The organism is Cobetia sp. 3AK, from assembly GCF_029846335.1.
GTDB classification, from domain to species: Bacteria; Pseudomonadota; Gammaproteobacteria; order Pseudomonadales; family Halomonadaceae; genus Cobetia; species Cobetia marina.
Window position 1 is genome coordinate 112,668 of sequence record NZ_JARWKR010000005.1, and the last position, 25,341, is coordinate 138,008.

General features: G+C 58.6%; 18 protein-coding genes. 13 read left to right on the forward strand and 5 right to left on the reverse strand.

Features of this window, described 5'->3' with window-relative positions:
• Positions 1-89: 89 nt before the first annotated feature.
• The 8 genes from QD228_RS08710 (at position 90) to QD228_RS08745 (ending at position 9,879) form a co-directional block, all read left to right on the forward strand.
• Positions 90-740, forward strand: coding sequence for a hypothetical protein (locus QD228_RS08710; protein ID WP_279875213.1), 651 nt, complete (start codon positions 90-92; stop codon positions 738-740).
• 20 nt (positions 741-760) lie between these two features.
• A complete protein-coding gene (locus QD228_RS08715; RefSeq protein ID WP_279875214.1) occupies positions 761-1,759 on the forward strand; it encodes a glycosyltransferase family 2 protein in 999 nt (332 codons plus the stop codon).
• Position 1,760: 1 nt separating this feature from the next.
• Complete coding sequence (locus QD228_RS08720) at positions 1,761-3,974, forward strand: beta-1,6-N-acetylglucosaminyltransferase (RefSeq protein ID WP_279875215.1); 2,214 nt, start codon at positions 1,761-1,763, stop codon at positions 3,972-3,974.
• A 78-nt stretch (positions 3,975-4,052) separates the two neighbouring features.
• Complete coding sequence (locus QD228_RS08725) at positions 4,053-5,069, forward strand: phytanoyl-CoA dioxygenase family protein (RefSeq protein ID WP_279875216.1); 1,017 nt, start codon at positions 4,053-4,055, stop codon at positions 5,067-5,069.
• A gap of 360 nt (positions 5,070-5,429) precedes the next feature.
• Complete coding sequence (gene rfbB / locus QD228_RS08730) at positions 5,430-6,503, forward strand: dTDP-glucose 4,6-dehydratase (RefSeq protein WP_271302800.1); 1,074 nt, start codon at positions 5,430-5,432, stop codon at positions 6,501-6,503.
• 337 nt (positions 6,504-6,840) lie between these two features.
• Positions 6,841-7,767 carry a glucose-1-phosphate thymidylyltransferase RfbA gene (gene rfbA / locus QD228_RS08735; RefSeq protein ID WP_084208351.1) on the forward strand — a complete coding sequence of 309 codons (927 nt, stop codon included), beginning with the start codon at positions 6,841-6,843 and terminating at the stop codon, positions 7,765-7,767.
• A gap of 309 nt (positions 7,768-8,076) precedes the next feature.
• Positions 8,077-9,102: a glycosyltransferase gene (locus QD228_RS08740; RefSeq protein WP_167592989.1), complete on the forward strand. Its 1,026-nt coding sequence runs from the start codon at positions 8,077-8,079 to the stop codon at positions 9,100-9,102.
• Between the two features lie 102 nt (positions 9,103-9,204).
• Positions 9,205-9,879, forward strand: coding sequence for a DUF938 domain-containing protein (locus QD228_RS08745; RefSeq protein ID WP_279875219.1), 675 nt, complete (start codon positions 9,205-9,207; stop codon positions 9,877-9,879).
• Positions 9,880-10,060: 181 nt separating this feature from the next.
• On the opposite strand, the gene galU is transcribed toward QD228_RS08745, so the two are convergent.
• The 5 genes from galU to QD228_RS08770 all read right to left on the reverse strand — a co-directional run bounded on the left by galU (position 10,061) and on the right by QD228_RS08770 (position 14,651).
• Complete coding sequence (gene galU / locus QD228_RS08750; RefSeq protein ID WP_279875220.1) at positions 10,061-10,954, reverse strand: UTP--glucose-1-phosphate uridylyltransferase GalU; 894 nt, start codon at positions 10,952-10,954, stop codon at positions 10,061-10,063.
• 444 nt (positions 10,955-11,398) lie between these two features.
• Positions 11,399-11,758 (reverse strand): hypothetical protein, encoded by a 360-nt coding sequence (locus QD228_RS08755; protein WP_279875222.1) that lies wholly within the window; start codon positions 11,756-11,758, stop codon positions 11,399-11,401.
• Positions 11,759-11,809: 51 nt separating this feature from the next.
• Complete coding sequence (locus tag QD228_RS08760; RefSeq protein ID WP_176503785.1) at positions 11,810-12,178, reverse strand: PH domain-containing protein; 369 nt, start codon at positions 12,176-12,178, stop codon at positions 11,810-11,812.
• Positions 12,179-12,495: 317 nt separating this feature from the next.
• Entirely contained in the window at positions 12,496-13,359 is an 864-nt protein-coding gene (locus tag QD228_RS08765; protein WP_271302807.1) for an SDR family oxidoreductase, read from the reverse strand.
• Between the two features lie 395 nt (positions 13,360-13,754).
• Positions 13,755-14,651 carry a LysR family transcriptional regulator gene (locus QD228_RS08770; RefSeq protein WP_084208357.1) on the reverse strand — a complete coding sequence of 299 codons (897 nt, stop codon included), beginning with the start codon at positions 14,649-14,651 and terminating at the stop codon, positions 13,755-13,757.
• A gap of 454 nt (positions 14,652-15,105) precedes the next feature.
• Here QD228_RS08770 and QD228_RS08775 point away from each other — a divergent pair, with 454 nt between their 5' ends.
• The 5 genes from QD228_RS08775 to QD228_RS08795 all read left to right on the forward strand — a co-directional run bounded on the left by QD228_RS08775 (position 15,106) and on the right by QD228_RS08795 (position 25,208).
• On the forward strand, positions 15,106-16,623 hold the full coding sequence (locus QD228_RS08775) for a CoA-acylating methylmalonate-semialdehyde dehydrogenase (RefSeq protein ID WP_279875223.1): 1,518 nt from the start codon (positions 15,106-15,108) through the stop codon (positions 16,621-16,623).
• Between the two features lie 104 nt (positions 16,624-16,727).
• A complete protein-coding gene (locus QD228_RS08780; RefSeq protein ID WP_279875225.1) occupies positions 16,728-18,542 on the forward strand; it encodes a GMC family oxidoreductase N-terminal domain-containing protein in 1,815 nt (604 codons plus the stop codon).
• Positions 18,543-18,675: 133 nt separating this feature from the next.
• Positions 18,676-20,313: a BCCT family transporter gene (locus QD228_RS08785; protein ID WP_084208360.1), complete on the forward strand. Its 1,638-nt coding sequence runs from the start codon at positions 18,676-18,678 to the stop codon at positions 20,311-20,313.
• A gap of 86 nt (positions 20,314-20,399) precedes the next feature.
• Positions 20,400-22,910 (forward strand): CoA transferase, encoded by a 2,511-nt coding sequence (locus QD228_RS08790; RefSeq protein WP_279875227.1) that lies wholly within the window; start codon positions 20,400-20,402, stop codon positions 22,908-22,910.
• A gap of 690 nt (positions 22,911-23,600) precedes the next feature.
• On the forward strand, positions 23,601-25,208 hold the full coding sequence (locus QD228_RS08795) for a BCCT family transporter (RefSeq protein WP_279875229.1): 1,608 nt from the start codon (positions 23,601-23,603) through the stop codon (positions 25,206-25,208).
• Positions 25,209-25,341: the final 133 nt, after the last annotated feature.

Below are 25,341 nucleotides of genomic sequence, written 5' to 3' on the forward strand. Positions count from 1 at the left end.
CCTCTATATTGAAAGAGCACTCTATAGCTTATCTCGATTTAGAGTCGACTCGTAAAGCTATTACTTCTCGTTTACATGAGAAGATAGATATGTCTGATTCTCTTGTAAAAAACCTTAAGTTATCTCGAACAATAATTATTTCTGACGAAAATATTCTCGGTGGTACTGAAAGGATTACTAGTCAGTTAATTTACCCTGATGTCGTGAACCGATTAAAGGCGTTAAAAGTTAAAACCAAATATAAGGATATAGAAGCACACATAACTATACGTGACCCTGAGTCTTATCTTATTTCTCGTTATTGTGAATACCTTAGGCATTATCGGTTTATTAGTATTGGTCAATATTTTGATAGTTTTGAACTGAAGAGTTTTTCATGGCTTCCGTTGTTAAATGCAATCGAAAGCACGCTAGAATGTAAAGTAAAAGTAACATGTTTTGAGAGTATATTTGACGACGAAGATAAATATCTTAACTCGATAACCAATCTTAATGAAAGTTATGCTAAGGCAGGTGAAGGTGCATCGATTAAGCGATCTAAAATATCTCTTGAATCTTACCGTATACTAGAACACATGTCAGATCATTATCCAGCTCACATGACTAAAAAGTTAGTCAATATGATGGATAATAATAAACAAAAAAGTAAAGCGACTGTCTTACGCCCTTTCAGTGAAGAGATAAGCCAACAATTAAAGATTAATTATGAGCGTGATAAGTCTAAGTTGAAAATTGACTAATATATAAGATAGAGGGTTTTATGCTGGATTTACTGTTAAAGCAAGGAAAAACCTTGCAGCCATCGCTAGTGAAAGCATTACAACACTCTAAAGATCTAATAAAGCGTGTTGATAATACTGAATCTATAAAAAATAATGATATACTTCTTTTTTCAACTATGAAGAATGAAGGGCATCGCCTAGAATATTTTTTAGAGTATTACAGAGCGTTAGGTGTTTCTCACTTTTTCATTGTAGATAATGGATCTAACGATAATACGTATAATATTTTGAAAGAGTATTCTGATATTAGTTATTGGTACACTGAATCAAGTTATAAAGATTCAAATTTTGGCATGCATTGGTTGAATTACCTCTTGCGTGAATATGGTGCTGGTCACTGGTGTGTTACCTGTGATCCGGATGAGTTTATAGTATATCCACATATTGAATCTAGAGATCTGATAGATTTAACTCAGTATATGGACTCTATCAAGCAGGAGTCCTTCTTCACAACTATGCTAGATATGTATAGCGATAAGCCAGTTAATAAAACAGTCTATACGCCTGGAACAGATCCATTAGAGGTATGCAAATATTTCGATGGCTATGGATATTCGAAATCTTATAATCCTGACATAACTAATTTGTTTGTACAAGGAGGAGTAAGGCAGCGTGTCTTTTCAAGACACGCTCCCTCATCCTCTCCGGCACTAAACAAGGTGCCATTGGTCAAGTGGAAGAAGAACTATGCTTATATCTCTTCTATGCATATGTTGCTCCCAAGGAAACTTAACCGTTGTATCGATGAGCGAATGGTGACTGGAACTCTATTACATTTTAAGTTTATCAGTCAGCTCGATGATAAGGTCAAGGAAGAAATGGTTGCTAAACAGCATTACAATGACTCAGCAGAATACAAGCAATATGGCGATGTCATTAATGCACAGGGCATGCTGTACAACTCTGGTATTTCAATACCATTCACTGGTTGGAAAGACTTGGCCCGACGTGGTTTATTGAATACTGGAGGGTGGTAAAATGAAAGTTTCTTTTATTCTTTTGGCACATGAGCACCCCGCACAACTTAAGTCTTTAATAGAGCCTCTGCTTAAGTCAGGTAGTAACATTTTCGTCCATCATGATGCTACCTCACCTGGAAATCTAGAGAGTGCAATTACTGAATGGGGATTTGACTCCTTTCCAGGTAATATCTACCACGCAGATAGAGTCAAGGTTGTATGGGGGGAATGGTCTATAGTTCAAGCTACCTTGAATTGCCTTGAGCAGGCCAAGCTTCATGACACCGATAGTGATTACTTCATGCTGATTTCAGGCTCTTGTATGCCTATCAAGCCTGTTGAGCTATTGGAGAAATACTTACAGCGTAGTGGCAAAGATCATATTGAAGCGGTCAACGCGCAAGAGCACAAATGGGTCACTGCTGGATTACAAAAGCAGCGTTGGACCAAGTACCACTTCTTCAATTGGCGGTACCAACAGCCGCTTTTCGATAATTCACTCAAGCTACAGCGGAAGCTCAAGATAAATCGTAAGATTCCGCTTGGGCAGACGCCCCATATGGGGTCTCAGTGGTGGTGCTTACGCCGTTCCACTATCATGCGTGTTCTCTCATTGGTAGAGAAAAAATCGGTGCTCAAACGCTTTTATCGATTCACTTGGGTTCCGGATGAGCTTTTCTTCCAGACCTTGGTGGCAAATCTGGTGCCAGAGGATCAGCGTGACAGCGAGCTATTGACACGCTACACCTTCAATTCGTGGGGAATACCCAGAGTCTATTATGATGATGACTACCCTGAATTGCTTGGTGAAAGTAAATTCTTCGTCAGAAAAGTTTCACACCGCGCTGATGATTTGAGAGCAAAATTGGCGGCTATCGCGCCTATGCAGGCTGCTGACTATTCAGATCTGTTATTGCAAGCTGATGAAGAACGCGAAGCCTATCGTGAACGACTTGAACTCCAGTCCTGGATAGAGCGTAATCGTTGGCATAGCCTCGAGTCGCATCAAGAAAATCATTATGATTATGTCAAGTCTATTCCCAACAAGATGTTGGTGCTGATAGGCTCTGACACTCTGGCCAAACAGGCTGCCCTGGCTGAGCTTGACAAGCTCGACAGCACCGTGGTCTATGGCGACCTCTTTGATGATAATGAGGTGGGTGCTGGCTACCGCAGCAAGTCATCGCTGCCAGTGGCCGCCGATGACACGACGTTGATGCAACACAAATGGCATCAGCAGTTAGGAGATATCGCTTACCAGCATCCAGACAAGATCATCGTCTTCTCCTTGGGGGCCAATGCGCTCGATTATATCGAAGTCCTGCGCTGGCATTCCGGCTGTAACCTGTTGATGGTCGATCGCGACAATATTGATCACATCGACAAGCCGGTAACCAAGGACCTCTACTTGAAGAGCAAGGTGCTGCATCTTCTGGAAGACCGGGCCTGTGAGCTGAACCGGGTCTCTACCGGTATCATCAGGCGTGTCGTGGAAGAGTTTCTCGACAAGCCCTGGAGCGTGCGCTCTTTCAAACGTACATTGTCGCGTCATCAGGCGCGTGTCCGTTGGCCTGCACTGCTGACGGATAATTTCAATCATTGGGATTTCTTGAAGGCGATCTACTCAAAGATCATCATTCTGGTCTACGACAAGGCCGAACATGTCACTCCCATTGAGACCTACCTGAAGGATACCCACGGGATCGAGCTGTATCATGATGCCCTGGGCGTGATCCCTGAAGGGGATGACACACTTGATTGGCACTACTACCTGGCGGATCTGGCGCATCTGAACGCCAAGGTTGGCAATGGGGTCCTGGTCATGACCATGGACCATGCCACCATCAAGCGCCTCGATACGCTACGCTGGAAGCGCCATCTTCTGGTGCTGGCGCTGGAAAGTGAGGGGGATGACCAGGCAGACCACCTCAAGATTGAGTTCCAGCCTGAAGGGGCCAAGGTGGAAGGCCGTAGTTATTCTCATGGAGAAGTATTGCGTGAAGTGGACGCGATCATTTCCGATCGCCGTTGCAGTTACTCTGCCGTGCCCTATCACGATGACTTCTGGCTTGATGAAGTCATTACCGACTTTATCCAGATTACCCCTGTATCCAAGGCTTCATTGGCTTCTGCTCATGGCTTGAGAGCTGACAAGGGCGAGAAACCCATGCCGACGATGAAGTCGCAAAAGGCGAAGGCGCCAGCAACAGCTCTTGCTACCAAGCGGTTGTAGAAGGATTCTCCAGGCTCTTGTGTCATTTGCAGATGCAGTGGTGGAGAAGCACCTCACGAGATGTAAAGAGGCCATTTCATGTCGAGCCATCTCAAGACATTGTCTGCCAGTCTAGCGGTCCTGACAGGTGCCAAGTCCTTCGTGGCCAATCCAGTGCTGGGCAGTGCTGAGCTCAATCGGCGTGGTCTTCACCTGGCACGCCTGCGCGCTGCGCATTGGCTGATGCGTGTACGCCAGGCCTGGTTTGCCTATGGCGTTCCGCGAGAGCAGCGCAAGGCCTTTCAGCGTGATGGCTATCTGATGCTGGAAGATTTCCTGCCTGCGGAGCAGTATCAGCGGCTGCTCACTGAGGCTGAGGGGGCACGTGGCGAGATTCGTCAGTGTCGGCAGGCAGATACCTTGACCCGTCGCCGGGTGATGTCACCGGAAAATGTTGAAGCCTTGCCGGAAATGCAGGCCTTGATGCGTGACAGACGATTCCGCCGTCTCATGCGTTACTGCAGTGGTCATGCTCGCCAGCCCATCATGCATCTGGAGCGCATCCACAATGGTGTACTGGAAAGTCACGAGCGCGATCCTCAGAAATCACTGCACGTGGATACCTTCCAGCCCACCATGAAGTTCTGGCTATATCTGCAGGATGTGACGCCTGCACAGGGCCCCTTCATGTTCGTGCCTGGTTCCACTCGCCTGACGTCAGCCCGATTGACGTGGGAGAAGCACATGAGCCTGATCGCCCGTGATCATCCCAATCGCTATACCCAGCGAGGCTCGTTCCGGGTGGATGAGGGGGATCTGGAGCGCTTCGGGCTGGGCGAGGTCAAGCACTTTGCCGTGAAGGCCAACACCCTGTTGATCGCCAATACCTACGGCATGCATGGCCGAGGCGAGGCAGAGCAGGGCAGTACACGGTTCGCGCTGTGGGGAATGAGTCGTACGACTCCCTTCTCTCCGTTACCGGGACTGGGTTTCGAGTGGTTGAATCGCGTGCAGTACAAGGTACTGGAGGCTGAACGGCAGCGTGATGATCGCAAGGCCGCCGTCCGGGGAGAGCAGGCTTCCTGGTTCGTTCCTTCTGACAACGGTGAGCTGTGAGATAGGTCTACTGACGTGCCGGACGCCTGGGCAAGGTATCCGGCCATGGTTCCTGACAGACACGAGAAAGCCTCGTTCGCTTCGCGTTCGGGGCTTTCTTGTGTCTGTCATACCTCGGGAGGAGGTTTCTCCCTCGTCATATGAGAATTGCCTCATCATATTGAGGTGACATTCGGCGCAGGAATTTCAGCTGGGCGACGGCAAGTGAATCGGGCGAGGGCCAGCGATGGCGTGACGTATCATCTAGGGACAAGGAGGGTGGTGGCGCGATGCATTGTCAGCGCCAGCTGGTCGGCGTTGCCATGACTGACAGCACTCTCACATTTTCTTTCTGCGCCGAGTGCGTGGCCGAGGTGAAGCATGAAGTTCCTGATTACCGGTGGTGCCGGTTTCATTGGCTCAGCCGTGGTGCGTGAGTTGATCCATTCGACAACCCATGAAGTGGTCAATCTCGACAAGTTGACCTACGCGGGCAACCTTGACTCGCTGGAGTCCGTCAGTGATCACCCACGGTATGTCTTCGAGCAGGCGGATATCTGTGATGCCAAGGCATTGGCGCGCATCTTCCGTGAGCATCAGCCGGATATCGTCATGCACCTCGCCGCCGAGAGTCATGTGGACCGCTCCATCGATGGGCCGGAAGCCTTCATCGAGACCAATGTCATGGGCACCTGCCGTCTGCTGGAAGCCGCACGTCGTCATTGGAAGCAGCTGACGATGGTCAATCCGGAGAAGGCCGAGAGATTTCGTTTTCACCATATCTCGACCGATGAAGTGTTCGGGGATCTCGATGATGATGCCCCCGGTTTCCACGAGCAGACACCTTACGCACCGAGTTCTCCCTATTCGGCGAGCAAGGCGGGCTCGGATCATCTGGTCAGAGCCTGGCAGCGCACTTATGGCCTGCCCACGCTGATGACCAACTGCTCCAACAACTATGGCCCCTATCACTTCCCCGAGAAACTGATTCCCCTGACGATCCTGAATGCGCTGGAGGGCAAGGCATTGCCTGTCTATGGCAGCGGCCATCAGGTGAGGGACTGGTTGTACGTGGAGGATCACGCCCGCGCCTTGATCAAGGTGGCGTGTGAGGCAGAGGTGGGGCAGAGCTACAACATCGGGGGCCACAACGAGCAACGCAACATCGATGTCGTCCGCATGATCTGCGCTCTGCTGGAAGAGATGGTGCCGACACGGCCAGAAGGCGTCGCACATTACGCGGACTTGATCACTTTCGTCTCTGACCGGCCGGGGCACGATCTGCGCTACGCCATCGATGCCGCCAAGATTGACCGGGAGCTTGGGTGGCGCCCTCGGGAAACTTTCGAAAGTGGCCTGCGCAAGACAGTGCACTGGTACCTGGAGAACCCTGAATGGTGGCAGCGTATCCGTGATGGCCATTATCAAGGAGAGCGCCTGGGCGTCAGCGCCTGATCCGTCGTTCTCATGTGTCTGTAAGGCCTGGAGTATGGCGTCACGTCATGGTGGCATGGGGCGTCTGGATGAGCGGCATCATGCAAGGCATGACTGACACTTGATCCAAGTATGTTAATTAAATGATGTTGGTAACGTCAGCCAAACATGGGGTAAATGGGGATGAATATCGGTGAAAACCATGCTGCGTGACAGGTAAGGGGCACGTACTCTGTTCTGCGACACGGACTGATGAAGCAAGGCATTTTCAAAGCCATGATGCTCGATGCCCATTTGTCGGTCGGTGTTCGCTATCCGCGGTGACAGCGGAATGACGTCAAGGGACAGGGAGATCAGCATGGCACGGAAAGGCATTATTCTCGCGGGTGGTTCGGGTACACGGCTGCACCCGATCACGCTCGGCGTCTCCAAGCAGTTGTTGCCCATCTATGACAAGCCGATGATCTTCTATCCGGCCTCGGTACTGATGCTGGCGGGAATTCGCGACATTCTCATCATCTCGACGCCTGAAGATCTGCCGCAATATCAGCAACTGCTGGGGAGTGGAGAGCAGTATGGCGTGCACTTCGAATACGCCGTACAGCCCAGCCCGGATGGCCTTGCTCAGGCGTTCCTGATCGCCGAGGACTTCATCGGGGAAGACGATGTCTGCCTGGTGCTGGGCGACAATATCTTCCATGGCCCCAATTTTACCGGCCAGCTCAAGCACGCGGCGTCACGTGCTTCCGGGGCTACCGTATTCGGGTATCTGGTTCAGGATCCGGAACGCTTTGGTGTCGTGGAATTCGACGAAGAGGGCCGGGCGCTGTCCATCGAGGAGAAGCCAGCTCATCCTCGTTCTCCCTTCGCGGTGACGGGACTGTATTTCTACGACAACGATGTCGTGGAAATCGCCAAGCAGGTCAAGCCTTCTGCGCGCGGCGAACTGGAGATTACCTGCATCAACAATGCCTATCTGGAACGTGGGGATCTGCATGTCGAGCGCCTCGGCCGTGGCTTTGCGTGGCTGGATACCGGTACCCACGATAGCCTGTTGGATGCAGGGCAGTACGTGCAGACCATCGAGCATCGTCAGGGACTCAAGATTGCCTGTCTGGAAGAGATTGCCTGGGGCAATGGCTGGATCAGCGATGAGGAGTTGCAGGTGCTGGGCCAGCGTCTCAGCAAGACGGGCTATGGGCAGTACTTGCTCAAGCGTCTTGAGGATGTGAGAAGGGCGACCTCACAAGGAGAGGATCGACACGAGCTGATCAGGGTCGCATGAGGCAAGCCCCATGAGGGCCGGTCGATGAGTGATCGGCCGGTCATTTGAGGTATCGATGAGTCAAGGCCCACAGCTTACCCTGTGGGCCTTGTCGTTGCTGGAAGGGCTGTCAGCGGCCCTAACGCATGTAACACGTTGATTACCTCCGCTACATGTTGGCAGCATTCGGGTGGTGTCTGGCTCAGAATTCATTAAGCTCAGAGGAAGCGTCCCAGAGACAATGTGTGCTCTTTCGCGCGCTTGCCTCCCTTTTTGGCCTCCGTGCCAGACGCGCCGGGACCATGAATGCCTCGTGTAAAGGAGACTGTCATGACCGCCTTCCCGACAACCCCACGCTGGATCGTACTCAGCGATGATGCTCTGGCACTGGAAGACATCTATTTCTTCCTGCCTGCCATGGGCGCCTTGCGCAAGGAAGGCACTCGCGTCGAGCGTTTCGAGACGCGTCGCTGGAAGTTCTCGCCCAGGCTGGCTCAGGCGCGTCTCGGCGGTGCCTGTCTGCTGATCGCCCGCACCCTGGGAGAGGAGTGGATCGAGATGCTGGAGGCTCACCGCGAGCAGCATGGCCGCATCTGCTATCTGCTGGATCATGATCTCGTTACCGCGCAGCCTCAGGAGGAAAGCGAGAGGCAGGCTCGTGAGTTGCAGCAACGCCTGCTGGCGCTGGCGGATGAGGTGGTGGTGGTCAGCGAGCAGTTGCAGACTGCTCTGGCAGGCCTGCATCCCAAGGTCAGCCTGCTGACGCCGCCGCTGACAGGGGCGCTGCCGGACCTTCGCCATCTCGACAGTCAGGACTGGTGCATCGGCTTTCATGGCACTCTGGCGCATCGCGACGATATCGTGGCGCTGGCACCGGTACTGCGCGATATCCAGACGCGTCACGACGATACCGAGGTGGAGTTGATGATGGGGCGTCATCTGCCGCTGGCGCTGAGTGACATTCCGCGCCTCAAGTCCATGGAGGCGTTGGGCTGGGAGGCTTTCCAGGACTATTGCTCGCGGCGGCGGATCGCCATCGGTCTCGCGCCCTTGATGGCGGATTCGGTCAATCACGACATGTCGTGGCGGCGTTTTCTCGATATCACGCGCATGGGCGGGGTGGGGGTCTACAGTCGTCGCGCTCCCTATCATGAGCTGATCGAGGATGGCGTCGACGGCCTGCTGGTCGGGGATGACCCGGCAGAGTGGCTGGCGGCGCTGGAGCGTCTGTTGAGTGATCGGGATGCCACCCGCGCCATGGCGCACAACGCCCAGCACAAGGCCCATGAGGTAGGGGATCCCCTGCGGGTGCTGGATTTCTGGCGGGCCCGCAGCACGATGGCCCCGACACGCTGAGGCGTGCCATCGCGATCTCCCTGCATGTCGTCAAGCGCCGCGCCCCATGGGGTGCGGCGCTTTGGTATGATCACCAGCCTCAGTCTGTCAATGGAGCAGGGCATGACCTCGTCAGCATTACCGGAACACCCCAAGGACCCAGCACGCCACGCGGCCCAGAAGGATGTCGCACTGGAGAACTCCCGACGGCTGGCAAGCCCCGCGGTCGAGCGCAATCGTGACGTGATTCTCGATGTCTTGCGTGATGTCCTCGCCGAGCGTCGTCAGGTGCTGGAACTGGCCAGTGGCAGCGGCGAGCATGCCGTGCACTTCGCGCGTGGCCTGCCTCATCTTGAGTGGCAGCCCAGTGACGCCAGCCCACGTGCGCTGGCGTCGATCGCGGACTGGCGCGAAGAGACAGGATTGGCCAATCTCAAGGCCCCCATCACGCTGGATGTGCTGGCCGAGTGGCCTGAAGTGGCCTGCGATGCGCTGGTGGCGATCAACCTGATCCACATCTCTCCGTGGCGCGTCACGTCCGAGTTGATGGCACGGGCAGGGCGACGCCTCCCGGTGGGCGGCGTGCTGTATCTCTACGGCCCTTACAAGCGAGAAGGTCAGCACACGGCACCCAGCAACGAAGGCTTCGATATCCAGCTCAAGAGCCGCAACCCACTATGGGGCGTGCGCGATCTGGAAGCCGTGATCGAGGAAGCGAAGCGTAACGGCCTGACGCTCGACAGGGTGGTCGAGATGCCGGCCAATAATCTGAGTGTCGTCTTCCACATGAAAGGTTGAGTGAAACTGTGAGGGCGGCTTCATCTTCCTGCATTCAATGAGCCAAGCCATTTTCCTGGTCACGAAACGTCACGGGCCCCGTTATCTGATAGCAAGATAACGGGGCCCGTGACGCTCAGGAGGTACTGTGGCAGTTCAGACATCTCGTTCTATGAGAAGAGACCGATCTCCATGATTCGCCTCAGGATACCTTGTCGTCCTGATAACGGGTCAACAGCTCCCGGAAGCCTTCTCCAAACTTCGGGTGACGCTTGGCAAAGGAAAGCGTGGCTTCCAGATAGCCCAGTTGATGGCCACAGTCATAGGTATCACCCACCATGCGATAGGCCGCAACCGACTTGCCATTGCGCAAGGCATCGATGGCATCGGTCAGCTGAATTTCGCCACCGGCACCCGGAGGAGTCTGCTCAAGCAGCTCGAAGATATTACCAGGTAGCAGGTAACGTCCGATGACTGCCAGGGTAGAGGGTTCAGTTCCCGGTTTGGGCTTCTCGACCATGCCAGTGATCTGGGCAGACTTGCCAGGCTGAGGTGTATCACCTTCAAGCGCGACAATACCGTACTTGTACGCCATGTCTTGCGGTACGTTTTCCACCATGATCTGGGCAGCACCGGTATCCTCGAAGGCTTCCATCATGCGGGCCAGGTCATTTGTCTCAAGTCCTTCACCATCCACCAGTACGTCTGGAAGCATCACGACGAAAGGATCATCACCGACGATGGGTTTGGCGCATAGCACGGCATGGCCAAGGCCCAGTGGTTCCGGTTGACGCACACTGATTATCTTGACGTCATCAGGGATGAGATTGCGAAGTTCTTCGAGCAGTGCCAATTTGCCCTTGGCTTCCAGTGTGGTTTCCAGTTCGAAGTGCTTGTCGAAGTGGTTCTCGATGGCATTCTTGCTGGAATGCGTCACCAGGACGATTTCCTTGATACCTGCTGCCACCGCTTCTTCCACCACATATTGAATCACCGGTTTATCGACGATGGTGATCATTTCCTTGGGGATGGCCTTGGAGGCGGGGAGGCATCGAGTTCCCAGGCCTGCCACTGGCAGTACAGCCTTGCGTATCATGAATCGTCTTCCTTGTTGATATGTCTCGCTGGTACTTCGGATACCAGCTGGATGTCAATGTCACGAAAGTGATGTCAGCCCATCGCAACATGAGAAATGATTATGCCAGTCGACGGTGAGCGGGTGAAATCCTGCCCAATCTCCGATGAGGACCATGCTGGTATAGCGCGGAGAATAGCGATCTTTTGGCGCAGGCAGTTGACCCATATGCCTTCCCCCAGCGCCAATCATCGCCGTGACAGGCAATAGGGCAGCAATGTGGCTCTCGGATTGTCTTGAGGGCAGTAACTTGAGTCGCGATAACTTGAGGGGCAGTAACAGATACCCGAAGACTTTCAGCTGCCTTGCCTGTCAGGCCGTAGAGCTAGTGCGGGGGGCCGTGCCGATTGAGGCAGAATTGCCCCGGGAGCTTGCGGGCATTCCCCGGGAGCACAAGCGAGCTTACTAGCGCCCGCGAGCGTCGGGTTCGCGCTCGGTATCATTCCAGTCGATCACGTGACTGATGATCTTCCAGCCGGCCTTGCGGGCAGCCTTTTCGGCCTGAATGCGCGCTTCCACCCGGGAGATGCTGTCAGTCTGCACCGTGAAGGGTTCTTCCAGTGCCAGACGTTTCTGCTTGACGCCCAGCGTCACTCTGAGTCCCTTGAGCGGAGTGGTCGTCTTTCTGGCGCGTGGTGCCTCAGGGCGAACGCGCGGCGAGGTGCCGGGAGAGGTTGAGCTGGCGGGGACAGTAGAGGAGCGGACATATCGCTCCAGCTCACGCTTCATGTTTTCTTCGAATTGTTGGATAGTGGTATCACTCATATCAGCAGTCTCATTCACGTCCGTAGAGAAGTACGATGATGGCGAAATGGCTCAACACGCATGACGGGCAATGAGTCGTGAGATGTCGGTCAATGGCGTAGACCCGGTAAATTCAAATCTGACGGTGCCCAGGGCGGAGGAGAATATCGTGAGCTCAGAGTCGAGGTCGAAGGTACCGGAGGTTTCAATCGAGAAGGCGTCAATCTTCCTGTAAGGGAGCGAGGTGAAGTCCTTCTTGCTCCCGGTAAGGCCCTGCACATTCACCGCTATGACGCGCTTGGTGGTAAAGATGACCCCATCACGCATCGATTTGTAGGCCGCGACAATCTCTTCCCCTTCACACAACAACGCTTCCACCTTTTCTGCGTATTCGGCGTGTGGCTTGAGCTTGAACACGCCCTTGTTATGGAAGTCGATCATGGAATACTCCAGCCTGCTGCTCAAGTCTCTGACATGAGTCTCGCGAACAGGATATCGAGGGGGTGAGACGCCGTCAGTGAGTCAGTCGCTCATGAATCATGCATCGTGACACGTGGTATAGGCTCAAGGATAAGGGATTCCAGCGCCTGAGGATAGCGTCGTGCTCACGCCTGGCAAGGGGCGTCAGCGCACCCTGTTGCGGTGGTTGCCAACGAGCGTGCCATTGGCGAAACAGGATGCGCTTCTGACTTCTAAGCAGGGTGAGACTTTCACGAACCGGCTTTCACGGACACAAAGGCCGAGTGCGCCTTCAGCGTTCAGCCATTGACGACGGTGCCGCCATTGGGGTGCAGGGTCTGGCCGCTGATGAAAGAGGAATCCAGTGATGCCAGGAAAACATAGCAGGGCCCCAGCTCACAGGGTTGCGCGGCACGTCCCATCGGGGTGTCGGCACCGAAGTCTTCCAGCATCTGCGGGTCATGCGCGCCGAGTGTCGCCGGCTGCAGCGGTGTCCAGACCGGCCCTGGCGCGATGGCGTTGACGCGAATCCCGCGGCCGACCACCTGATTGGACAGTGAGCGGGTGAAGCTGACGATGGCGCCCTTGGTGGCGGTGTAATCGACCAGAAAGTCCGGGCCGATATAGGCATTGACCGAGGTGGTATTGATGATGGTGTCATCTTCTCCCAAGTGAGGCAGTGCCGCCTTGGTCAGGTAGAACATGCTGTGCATGTTGGTGGCGAAGGTCTGCTCCCACTGGACATCCTCCAGGGTGGTCAGGTCCTCGCTGACCCACTGGGTGCCGGCGTTATTGACCAGCACATTGAGCCCGCCGAAGGTCTCGACCACCTGCGCCACGGCGTCGCGGCAGAACTCGGCGTCGCGCAGGTCACCGGCGATCAACAGGCAATGGCGCCCCTCCGCTTCCACGAGTCGCTTCGTTTCCTGAGCGTCCTCTTCTTCGCTTAAATACATCACCGCCACATCGGCACCTTCGCGCGCGAAGTGAATGGCGGCGGAGCGGCCGATACCGCTGTCGGCACCGGTGATCAGCGCCACCTTGTTCTCGAGCTTGCCGCTGCCGCGATAGTCGTCGCGGATGAAGATCGCCTGTGGCTCCATCAGGCGCTCCGTGCCCGGCAGTGTCTGCTGTTGGGCATGAATCTCGGTCTTGGCCACCATCTCATCCTCCTTGACGACGCCGTACGCCGTAGCTGTGTAAGTCGTGTGAGCTGTGTAAGTCGTGTGAGCTGTGTGAGCTGCGTCAGTCGCGTGGGCGGTCGTGACCGGCATGACACACCGCGCAGTCTCGGGCACATCAGATATCACGCATGCCCTTGGATAACCTTGTGACAGTGGGCGCTGGAGAAAACGGGCGAGACAGGCAACGCTGCGTCCCGCTCAGAGCAATCCTGCCAGTGAGGGGAGGTGGAGAGGTCATGAGGATGCAAGGTGAGGAGAGAAGGGCAAAGAGCGTGGCGCTAAGCGCAGAGAAAAGAGGGAAGAAAGAAGAGAGAAGAGAGAAGAGAGAAGAGGCCGGCGTGACCCGCGAAGGGCGCAACCTGGCACGACACTGGTCACTCTACCGGCCAGACATTGGCCAGGCTCTGCAGTGCCGCCTGAACGCTGGGATCAGCGGCCTTGTCACGGCGCCATACCACGCTGAGTGCGCAGGGCAGGCGGGTGTCCGGTACGATATTGAGCCCACGCTCCTGACGCTCGGCCAGCGCCAGCACATCACGCGCCAGTGACAGCCCGACCCCCGCGCGTACCAGGTCCAGCATGCAGACTTCCTGATCCACCTGGGCGACGCGATGCAGCGTAGCTTCCACGCCGCGCATGGCATGTGCCAGCAGGCGGGAATGTACCGAGTTGGGGGGCGTGACGATCCACGGCAGGGCCGCCAACGAGGCCCAGTCGGTCGCGGTCAGCCGCGATGACCAGCCCGCCGGTGCCAGCACGTAGTACTCGAACAGCGCCAATTCCCGGTAGTCGAGGGCGCTGTCGCCCGGCCCTTCTCCCGGTGGGGCGAGATAGAAGCCGATTTCCAGCTCATCCTGCTTGAGTGCCTTGAGCACACATCCACTCATGCCATGTTGCAAAGACGTCTCGATCCCGGGTGCCTGTGCCAGCAGATGCCGCAGGAAACTGCCGAGACGAATGAATTCCGGGTCGATGATGGTGCCGATGCGCAGGGTGCCACGCAGGGTGCTGTGCAGGGCAGAGGCAGCCTGCTCGAACTGGCGGGCACTGGCCAGCGTGCTTTCGGCACTGGAGAGCAGGGCCTGTCCATCGGCGGTCAGCTGCAATCCGTGGGGGTGGCGATCAAACAGAGAGAGGCCCAGGCTTTCCTGAAGCTGTTTGAGCTTGAGGCTGACGGCAGGCTGGGTGAGGTGCAAGGCCTCAGCGGCTCGTGACACGCTACCGGTGCGCGCCACGGTGACGAAGGCGTGAAGACGGGACAAATCCTGCATCGAAGGCTCTCTGGGCAAGGGGGCGAAGGATCAACAGCGACATGGTTCATGTACCAGGCCGCCTGCATTCTTGTCTCAGTGTCCCGCCGATGACCTATTCCCCTTTGGTCTAGCGATGCCACCGAAAGCGCTGCCATGACGTTCGAACATTCCCTCCACCGTATCCCACCCCTCACTCTCACACGCCCGCAACCCCCGCCATGACTGGGCTGGTGAGCGATGGCGGCTGTCTGCGTTCGGGGGCGGTCGTGATATCAGTAATCGTTATATCGCACCCAAGAATAACTCAATTGAACGTTCCGGCCGGCGGGGTAGATTCAAGGTACAGCTTCATGAATTCAGCTCTCATGAGCAGCCCTCATGTCCAGCCCTTATGACCAGCCCCTATGGCTGAGCCGCCGGGATGCTCCCCGCGCACGCTTCAGTCACAACGCCAGCGGAGACGATTCACGCCATGACCACGCCCCAGCAGACCATCGCCCATTTCATCAATGGCCAGGTGACCCACGGTGACTCCAGTGCCACACAGGATGTCTTCAATCCCGCCACCGGCCAGGTGACCGGCCAGGTCGCGCTGGCACGCGACAGCGACATCGATGCTGCCGTGGCGGCCGCCGACGCCGCCTTCCCGGCCTGGGCCGACACCCCGCCGATTCGTCGTGCCCGGGTGATGTTCAAGTTCCTCGCGCTGCTCAACGAGCACAAGGACGCGCTGGCGGAGGCGATCACCCGCGAGCACGGCAAGGTGTTCACCGATGCCCAGGGCGAGGTGGCACGTGGCATCGATATCGTCGAATTCGCCTGCGGCATCCCGCAGCTGCTCAAGGGTGACTTCACCGACCAGGTCAGCACCGGCATCGACAACTGGACGATGCGCCAGCCGCTGGGCGTCGTCGCCGGTATCACGCCGTTCAACTTCCCGGTGATGGTGCCGATGTGGATGTTCCCGGTGGCCATCGCGGCAGGCAACTGCTTCGTGCTCAAGCCGAGCCCGCTGGACCCCAGCGCCTCGCTGATGATGGCGGACCTGCTCAAGCAGGCGGGCCTGCCGGATGGCGTCTTCAACGTGGTGCAGGGCGACAAGGATTCCGTCGAGGCGCTGATCGATCATCCCAAGGTGCGCGCCCTGTCCTTCGTGGGCTCGACCCCGATCGCCAATCTCATCTACGAGCGTGGCGCACGTCACGGCAAGCGCATTCAGGCACTGGGTGGCGCCAAGAACCATATGGTGGTGATGCCGGATGCCAACCTCGACAAGGCGGTGGATGCCCTGATCGGCGCGGCCTACGGCTCCGCCGGCGAGCGCTGCATGGCGATCAGTGTGGCGGTGCTGGTGGGCGATGTGGCGGACACCCTGATGCCGCGTCTGGCCGAGCGTGCCCGCGAGCTCAAGATCAAGGACGGCATGAATCTGGACGCCGAGATGGGGCCGATCGTCACCCGCCAGGCGCATGAGCGTATCTGCGGGTATATCGAAAAGGGCGTCGCGGAGGGCGCCGAGATGATCGTCGACGGGCGTGAGTTCACCGGCAACGACATCGGCGGCGACAGCACTGAAGGCTTCTGGATGGGCGGCACGCTGTTCGATCACGTCACCCCGGACATGACCATCTACAAGGAAGAGATCTTCGGCCCGGTGCTGGCCTGTGTCCGCGTGCCAGACGTCGCGACCGCCATCCAGCTGATCAATGATCATGAATTCGGCAACGGCGTGAGCTGCTTCACCGAGAGCGGCAGTGTCGCGCGTGAATTCGGGCGTCGCATCCAGGTGGGCATGGTCGGCATCAATGTGCCGATTCCGGTCCCGATGGCCTGGCACGGCTTCGGCGGCTGGAAGAGCTCCCTGTTCGGGGATACCCACGCCTACGGTGAAGAGGGGGTGCGCTTCTATACCAAGCAGAAGTCCATCATGCAGCGCTGGTCGGATTCCATCGATGCCGGTGCCGAATTCGCCATGCCGACGGCCAAGTAAGTCGCTCACACTTTCGGTCATCTGCACCGGCGTCATCAGCATCGTCGCCATCTGCATTCCTGTCATTGGAAAGTACACGCCAGCTGTCTGGAGAGGGACGCGCCATGTCAGACAACAAGAACAATCAGCATCGACCCCCGGGGGGCGAGCAGGACGCTCGCCCCGTCAAACCGGGAGACGATCTGTCGGAATTCGATTTCATCATCGTGGGGGCCGGTTCCGCCGGCTGTCTGATGGCCAATCGCCTCAGCGCCAACCCTGACCACCGCGTGCTGCTCATCGAGGCGGGTGGGCGCGACAACTATCACTGGATCCACATTCCGGTGGGCTACCTGTACTGCATCAACAATCCGCGCACCGACTGGCTGTACCGCACCGAGCCGGACAAGGGGCTCAACGGACGTTCGCTGATCTATCCGCGCGGCAAGACGCTGGGGGGATGTTCCAGCATCAACGGCATGATCTACATGCGCGGTCAGGCGCGGGATTATGACCACTGGGCCGAGGTGACCGGCGACAGCGAGTGGCGCTGGGAGCAATGTCTGCCGGCCTTCATGCGCCATGAGGATCACGCGCGCCTCGACGAGGGCGGGGATGCCGGCCCCGAGCATCGCCAGTTCCATGGTCACGGTGGCGAATGGCGAGTCGAGCGGCAGCGCCTCAACTGGGAGGTGCTGGACGATTTCGCCAGTGCCGCCGAACAGGCCGGCATCCCGCGCACCGAGGACTTCAATCGTGGTAGCAACGAGGGGGTGGCCTATTTCGAGGTCAACCAGCGTTCCGGCTGGCGCTGGAATACGGCCAAGGCCTTTCTGCGTCCGGCACTCAAGCGCGGCAACCTGACGCTGTGGCACTCCACCCAGGTCAATCGTCTGCTGTTCGCGGGCGGCGAGCAGGGCGCAGGGGATGGCACAGGAGCTGGCACAGGGGCGGATGCAGCGAAGGACGCCTCCAGTCTGCGCTGCACCGGGCTGCAGGTCGTGCGTGATGGCAAGCTCATCAACCTCTCGGCGAAGCGTGAGGTCGTGCTGTGTGCCGGCGCCATCGGCTCGCCACATCTGCTGCAGGTCTCGGGGGTCGGGCCCAAGGCATTGCTGGAGCAACATGGCGTCGAGGTGGTGAAGGACCTGCCCGGCGTTGGCGAGAATCTGCAGGACCACCTGCAGATCCGCTCGGTCTACAAGGTCACCAATGCCAAGACCCTGAACGCCATGGCCAGCACGCTGCTGGGCAAGATGGGCATCGGCATGCAGTACCTGTTCAAGCGTTCCGGACCGATGAGCATGGCGCCATCGCAGCTGGGGGCCTTCACGCGCAGCAGCGAGGACTACGCCCATCCCAATATCCAGTATCACGTCCAGCCGCTGAGTCTCGAGGCCTTCGGGCAGCCCTTGCATCCCTTCCCGGCGATCACGGCGAGTGTCTGCAATCTCAACCCCACCAGCCGTGGCTCGGTGCGTCTGCAGAGTGCCGACCCGCGCCAGGCCCCGGCGATCGCGCCCAACTACCTGAGCACGGAGGAAGACCGCAAGGTCGCGGCTGATTCCTTGCGGGTCACGCGGCGCATCGCCTCCCAACCGGCCTTTGCGCGCTACCAGCCCGAGGAGATCAAGCCGGGGGTCGAGTACCAGACTGATGACGAGCTCGCCAGGCTCGCCGGCGATATCGGCACCACCATCTTCCATCCGGTGGGCACCACGCGCATGGGGCGCGCGGATGACCCGATGGCGGTGGTCGACAGCCGCCTGCGAGTGCGTGGCATCCAGGGATTGCGAGTGGCGGATGCCGGCATCATGCCGACCATCGTCAGCGGCAATACCAACTCGCCGACCCTGATGATCGCGGAGAAGGCCGCTGGCTGGATTCTGGAGTCTGCTGTCAGTACCGATTTGGCCGAGCCACTGCCGAGATCGGCCTGACAACGGCCATCTTCCTCCACCCATATCACGGCCTTGCCGATACGCCATGCATGGAGACCTTGCGATACGCCAATCGCAGGGAACTCCCCGTGTCTCAACACCGAACCGCATAACCACAATAACGGTGATCAACATGAGCAGTTCTGCGCCCAAGGCGGCTTCCGGTAGCGAAAGCCAGCCACGCGATTCCCGCGCCTCCCACACGGCCCGCGACGAGATTGACTGGCGGGTATTCCTGCCCTCGGTGCTCGTCATCGCCGGCCTGATCATTCCCATCATCCTGTTTCCTGAGTCCGGTGAGGCTGCCGTCAATACGGCCTTCGCCTTCGCGACCGGCAATTTCGGCTGGCTTTACCTGCTGGCGGGCTTCTCCGTGGTCGTGTTCCTGATCGGTCTGGCGTTCAGCCGCTACGGCAATGTCCGTCTGGGTGGCCCGCAGGACACGCCGGAGTTCTCGTATTTCAGTTGGGTGGCGATGATCTTCGCCGGCGGGATCGGCATCGCCATCGTCAACTGGGCGTGGGTCGAGCCGATCTACTATTTCACCGGCCCTCCCTTCGACGTCAAGGCCGGCAGCGATGCGGCGGCCGAGTGGGCGCTGGCCTATGGGCAGTTTCACTGGGGGCTGACGCCCTGGGCGTTCTACTGCCTGCCGGCGATTCCCATCGCCTATTCCATGTATGTGCGCAACCGCCCGGGCGTGCGTCTTTCCGTGGCCTCAAGCGGCGTGCTCGGTAAGCGTGCCGAGGGGTGGTGGGGCGTGCTGCTGGATGCGGTGGTGGTATTCGGCATCGTCGGCGGTGTCGGCACCTCACTGGGACTGGCGGTGCCACTGGTTTCCCGGCTGGTCAGTGATCTGCTCGGCATCGAGCCGTCCTTCGCGCTCAATCTGGGGGTGCTGCTGATCTGGACGGCGATCTTCTCGGCCAGCGTGTGGTTCGGCTTGGCCAAGGGCATCAAGATTCTCTCCGACATCAACGTGATCCTGGCCATCGTGCTGCTGGCCTTCACCTTCATCGCCGGGCCATCGCTGTTCATGGTCGAGGGCTGGGTCAACAGTCTCGGCACCATGCTGTCGAACTTCGTGACCATGAGTCTGTGGACCGACCCGGTGGGCGATTCGACCTTCTGGAAGGATTGGACCGTCTTCTACTGGGCCTGGTGGATCGCCTACGCGCCGATGATGGGGCTGTTCGTCGCCCGTATCTCGCGGGGACGCACCATTCGTGAGCTGATCATCGCCGAGCTGGTGTTCGGCTCGCTGGGCTGCTGGGTGTTCTTCGCGGTCTGGGGTGGCTATGCGCTGGATTTGCAGGTCAGTGGCACCCTGGATGTCGCGGCCGTGCTCAGCGACGGCGGTATCCCCGGTGCGGTGTCCGCGATTCTCGCCACGCTGCCGTTCTCAGAGCTGATCACCGCAAGCTTCATCCTGCTGTGCTTCATCTTCCTCGCCACCACCCTGGACAGCTCGGCCTATGTGCTGGCGTCGGTGACCACGCGTGAGCTCTCTGGCTATCAGGAGCCCAGGCGCAGCGTGCGTCTGATCTGGGCCTTCCTGATCGCCGGTGTCGGGGTGGCATTGATCCAGCTGGGCGGCCTCAAGGCGGTTCAGACTTCCACCATCGTGGTCGCGCTGCCGATGATCCCGGTGCTGTTCATCCTGACCTGGTCGCTGGTGCGCTGGTTGCGCCAGGACTTCGCGCGCAAGGTGCTGGAACCGCATCTGGTGCTGGAGACCCCCAGCCCGCGCGATGACGCCAAGCCTCGCTGAGTGCACTTTTTCCTGTCTCTCTCAACACATGACGCTCACCGGGGCTGACGCAACCCGCATGCCCCCCGGACAGAAGGACCGCACCGATGACAATCCACTCCGAAACCCGCCTGCCGCTGACTGACGTCAAGGTCATCGATTTCGGTCAATACATGGCGGGCCCGGCCGTCGCCATGATCCTCGCCGACCTGGGCGCCACCGTGGTTCACGTCGACCCGCCCGGCGGGCCGATGTGGCAGTCGCCGGCCAACGCCACGCTCAATCGCAACAAGCTGATCGTCTCGCTGGACCTCAAGTCAGAGGAGGGCGTCGAGCAGGCGCTGGCGCTGATCGAGGAGGCCGACATCGTGATCGAGAGCTTCCGCCCCGGGGTCATGAAGCGGCTGGGCATCGATTTCCAGGCCCTGCGCGAGGAGCGCAATGAGCTGATCACGCTGTCGATTCCCGGCTTTGCCTCCAATGACACCCTGCGCCGCGACTGGCGTGCCTTCGAGAGCGTGATCGCGGCCAACTCCGGCGTCTTCACCGACATGGGCCTCAACCGCGTGCTGATGGGCATCAACCCGTCCTTCTCGCCGCTGCCGCTGGGCTCGGCCTACGGCACCATGCTGGCGGCTTCCTCGGTGGTGCTGGCGCTGCAGGCCCGCGAGCGCACCGGCATGGGCGACGAGATCGAGGTGCCGCTGGTCTGCGCGCTGATGGAAGGGCTCTGCTACAACTCGATCAAGATCGAGGGCCTGCCGGAACGCTACAAGACCCAGCGCGAGAAGGAGATCGAACGTCGGCGTATCGAGGGCCAGCCGATGAATCTCGACTACGACGAGCTGCAGGAGCTGCTCGATCCCTTCTATCGCAGCTACAAGTGCAAGGATGGCCGCATGTTCTATGTGGTCTGCCCGAGTCACCGCGAGCACGCCAAGCGCTGTCTGAAGGTACTGGGCCTCTACGATGAGCTGGTCGCCGAGGGCATGAGCGAGGAGCCGGATACCTATCGCCCGAGCAGCGAATGGCAATCCGACATGTCGCTGGGTGTCTACCCGTTGCCCAAGTCCTGGGCGGACCATATCGCGGCGCGCATGAAGGAAGTCTTCCTGACGCGCACCTCCAAGGAATGGGAGAAGATCTTCGGCAAGGGCAAGTTCCCCGGCGCGCCGCAGCGCTGGCTGCAGGAGTGGATCCACGATGACCACGCCGAGACGGCGGGCCTGATGGTCGAGGTCGAGGACCCGGAATTCGGACTGATGATCCAGCCCGGCCCGATGGTGTGGATGGCCGACAGCGGCCAGGAGATGCTGACGCCCAGACCGCGCCGCTGGGTGAGTGTCACTCATGCGCTGTCGGTGCTGACCCGCATCGAGACCAAGCTGCCGCGGGTGCGGGCACGCAATGCCCGCGATGGCTGGCTGGAAGGCGTCAAGATCCTGGACCTGTGCAATGTGATCGCCGGGCCGCACTCGGTGGCGTATCTGGCGCGCTTCGGTGCCGAGGTCATCAAGGTCGACCCGGCCAAGCCGTTCTATGACTGCTGGAATACCGTCATCTTCGGCCTGTCGCACATGCGCTCCAAGCGTTCGCTGCTGACCGACGTCAGACAGCCCCGCGGGCGCGCCATCCTGGATGAGCTGATTCGTCAGAGTGATGTGGTGGTCTGGAATGCCACCGACCGGCAGGTGGCCTCCATGGGCCTGAGCGAGGAGGCCATGCGCGAGCTCAACCCGGACGCCGTCTTCTGCCAGTTGGACTGCTTCAGCGGCGTGCTGCCCGGGCCGCGCACCAACTACCTCGGCTATGACGACCTGGTGCAGGCCACTACCGGCATCATGCTGCGCTTCGGCGGCAGCATGGATACCCCCGAAGAGCACGCCCACGTCGGCACCATCGATGTCATGTGCGGCTTTGGCGCGTCGCTGGGGATTGCCACCGCGCTGTATCGCAAGCTCAAGACCGGCCGCACCTCGCGCATCAAGACCTCGCTGTCGGCGCTGAGCGGTCTGGCCCAGCTGCCGTTCTGCTATGACTATGAGCGCCGTGGCCTGTTCGACGAGCCGTCCGGTCGTGAGGCGACCGGCTACGATGACCTGGCGCGTTTCTATTCGGCCTCCGATGGCATCCTGCTGGTCAGTGCCTATGAGTCGGAGCTGGAGAAATTCCGCAAGGTCGAGGGATTGGAAGAATTGCCGGAAATCCCGCGTGAGGAGCGTGCCGCCTACCTGGCACCGCGTTTCATCAGCGCGCGAGCCAATGACTGGGTCGAGCGACTGCAGGCGGCGGATATCGCCGCGGCCGTGTGCGAGAACCTGGAGACATTGCGCTCCTACAACGTCCACCCGGCTGGCGAGCGGGCCGGGATCGATGCCGGCAGCTATTCGTTCTCGGTCTACTCGGACCACCCCAGCGGTCACGAGATCACCCAGCTTGACCCCTACGCCATCCGTCCGCGGCGTGGGCGCATCTACCCGCTGTCACCGGCCGAGAAATACGGCGCTTCGACTCGCTCGGTGCTCAGGGAGCTTGATCACAGTGATGAAGAGATCGATCAGTTGATCGAGGAGGGCGTGGTGTCCGAAAGCTGGAGTGAGGAGTACCTGCCGAGCTGAACCCGCCATGCGGTGCTTGTTCACTGAGGGCCGCCGGCTGCAGGCAATCGATGGCGCCCTGGATGTTCAAACGCCCCATCTCGTGATTCACGAGGTGGGGCGTTCTTGTGACTCAGCACGTCAGCCATTGCTGATCGCTCAAGGCCGACTCATCTGACTCTGAGCTTGCATGGGTCAGCTCGAGCCAGGCGCATGAGAAGTGATCAAGCGCTGAGCGTCTTGTGACACGAGGTCAACGTCGAGGCTTCTGCGTGTGACGTTGGCGCATCGGCTGGCGTGATCCTCGCGATGCAAGGGACGGAAAGACTGCCGCGTCAGGTATTGGCTTCTGCGGGACAGTCGCCGCCCATGAGCGTTTGAGACCCACAGGCCGCCGACATTGACGTGTCGGCGGCCTGTTCGCATCTGGCGGAAACATTGTCGAAGAGGGCACAAGGAAGGCGCGAGAAGAGTGCAGGAGGGGGAGTGTGCAGCGCAAGCTTGATGAATGAAATTCATGTATGCATGAGAAAATACTGTGTCGTGATTCGTGCTCCCCGCGGTTGCCGGGAAAGTATAATGCGCGTGGAATAAAAAAATGTATAATACCGCGCTCTTTTCATTACGAAAAATTATTGAACACAGCGAACTGCCCGAGCAAGAGCGACGTCTCGCCCCTCTTGCTCGGGCTTTCTCACTAAGGTGGTAGCCGTGCAAGAAGCCGTTCCCCCCGCCAGTGATGGCGATCATCTGGACCCCCGTGTCTTCATCCCCGCCGTATTGGTCATCCTGGCCTTCATCGGCCCGGTCATCCTGTTCCCGGAGGCCAGCACCGCGCTGATCAATGCCGCTTTCTCCTTCGCCACCGGCAAGTTCGGCTGGCTGTATCTGGTGGCCGGCCTGAGCGTCGTCGGCTTCCTCATCTGGTTGGCCTTCAGCCGCTACGGCAACGTCCGTCTGGGCGGGGCAGAGGATACGCCCGATTTCTCCTACTTCAGCTGGGTGGCGATGATCTTCACCTGCGGGATGGGGATCGCGATCGTCAACTGGGCGTGGGTCGAGCCGATCTACTACTACACCTCGCCGGCCTACCACGTGGCGGCCAAGAGTCGTGAGGCTGCGGAGTGGGCGCTGGCCTTCGGTCAGTTCCACTGGGGGCTCACGCCGTGGGCTTTCTACTGCCTGCCGGGCCTGCCGATCGCCTACTCCATGTACGTCAAGAAACGTGATGGCGTGCGTCTTTCCGTCGCCTCGCGCGGTGTACTGGGCCGTCATGCGGATGGTGCCTGGGGCGTGTTGCTGGATTCCATCGTCGTGTTCGGGATCGTCGGCGGCGTCGGCACCTCGCTGGGGCTGGCGGTACCGCTGGTCTCGCAGCTGGTCAGCGGCATCCTCGGCATGGAGGCCAACTTCGGGCTGGAAGTCGCGGTGCTGTGCATCTGGACGGCGATGTTCTCGGCCAGTGTCTGGTTCGGCCTGGCCAAGGGCATCAAGATTCTCTCCGACGTCAACGTGATCCTGGCGATCTTCCTGCTGGCCTTCACCTTCATCGTCGGTGACTCGCAGTTCATGGTCGAAGGTTTCGTCAACAGCCTCGGCAAGACCCTGGGCAACTTCATCCCGATGAGCCTGTGGACCGATCCGGCAGGGGATTCCACCTTCTGGAAGGACTGGACCGTCTTCTACTGGGCCTGGTGGATCGCCTACGCGCCGATGGTGGGGCTGTTCGTGGCGCGTATCTCACGCGGTCGTACCATCCGTGAGCTGATCATCGCCGAGCTGGTATTCGGTTCGCTGGGCACCTGGGTGTTCTTCGCGGTGTGGGGCGGTTACGCGCTGGATCTGCAGATCAGCGGCGCGCTGGATATCAAGGCGCTGTTGGACAGTGGCGGTATCCCGCTGGCGGTGGAAGGCATCCTGCAGACCCTGCCGTACGCCAAGCTGGTCACGGTGGCCTTCATCCTGCTGTGCTTCATCTTCCTGGCAACCACGCTGGACAGCTCGGCCTACGTGCTGGCCTCAGTGACCTCACGCAAGCTGTCCGGGTATCAGGAACCCAAACGCTCGTTCCGTTTGATCTGGGCCTTCCTGATCGCGGCCGTCGGCGTTGCGCTGATCCAGTTGGGTGGCCTGCAGACCGTGCAGACCTCGACCATCGTGGTGGCGCTGCCGATGATTCCGGTGATGCTGATACTGGCACTCTCCATGCTGCGCTGGCTCAAGAATGACTTCCCCAAGGAAGAGCTGAATCCGGTGCTGGTCATCGATGACATGCCGGCGTTCCAGCGCAAGTCGAAGAAGGCGAAGCGCCAGGCGTAGTGGCTGGATGCGCTGAAAGATCTGTCGCAAGACTTGATGACAACGGCTCCTCACTTACGGCTCCTCAACATGAGGGGCCGTTGTCGTTTCTGGCAGTGGAGCGAATCAGGGTGCCTCCGGGGTGTTGATGGGC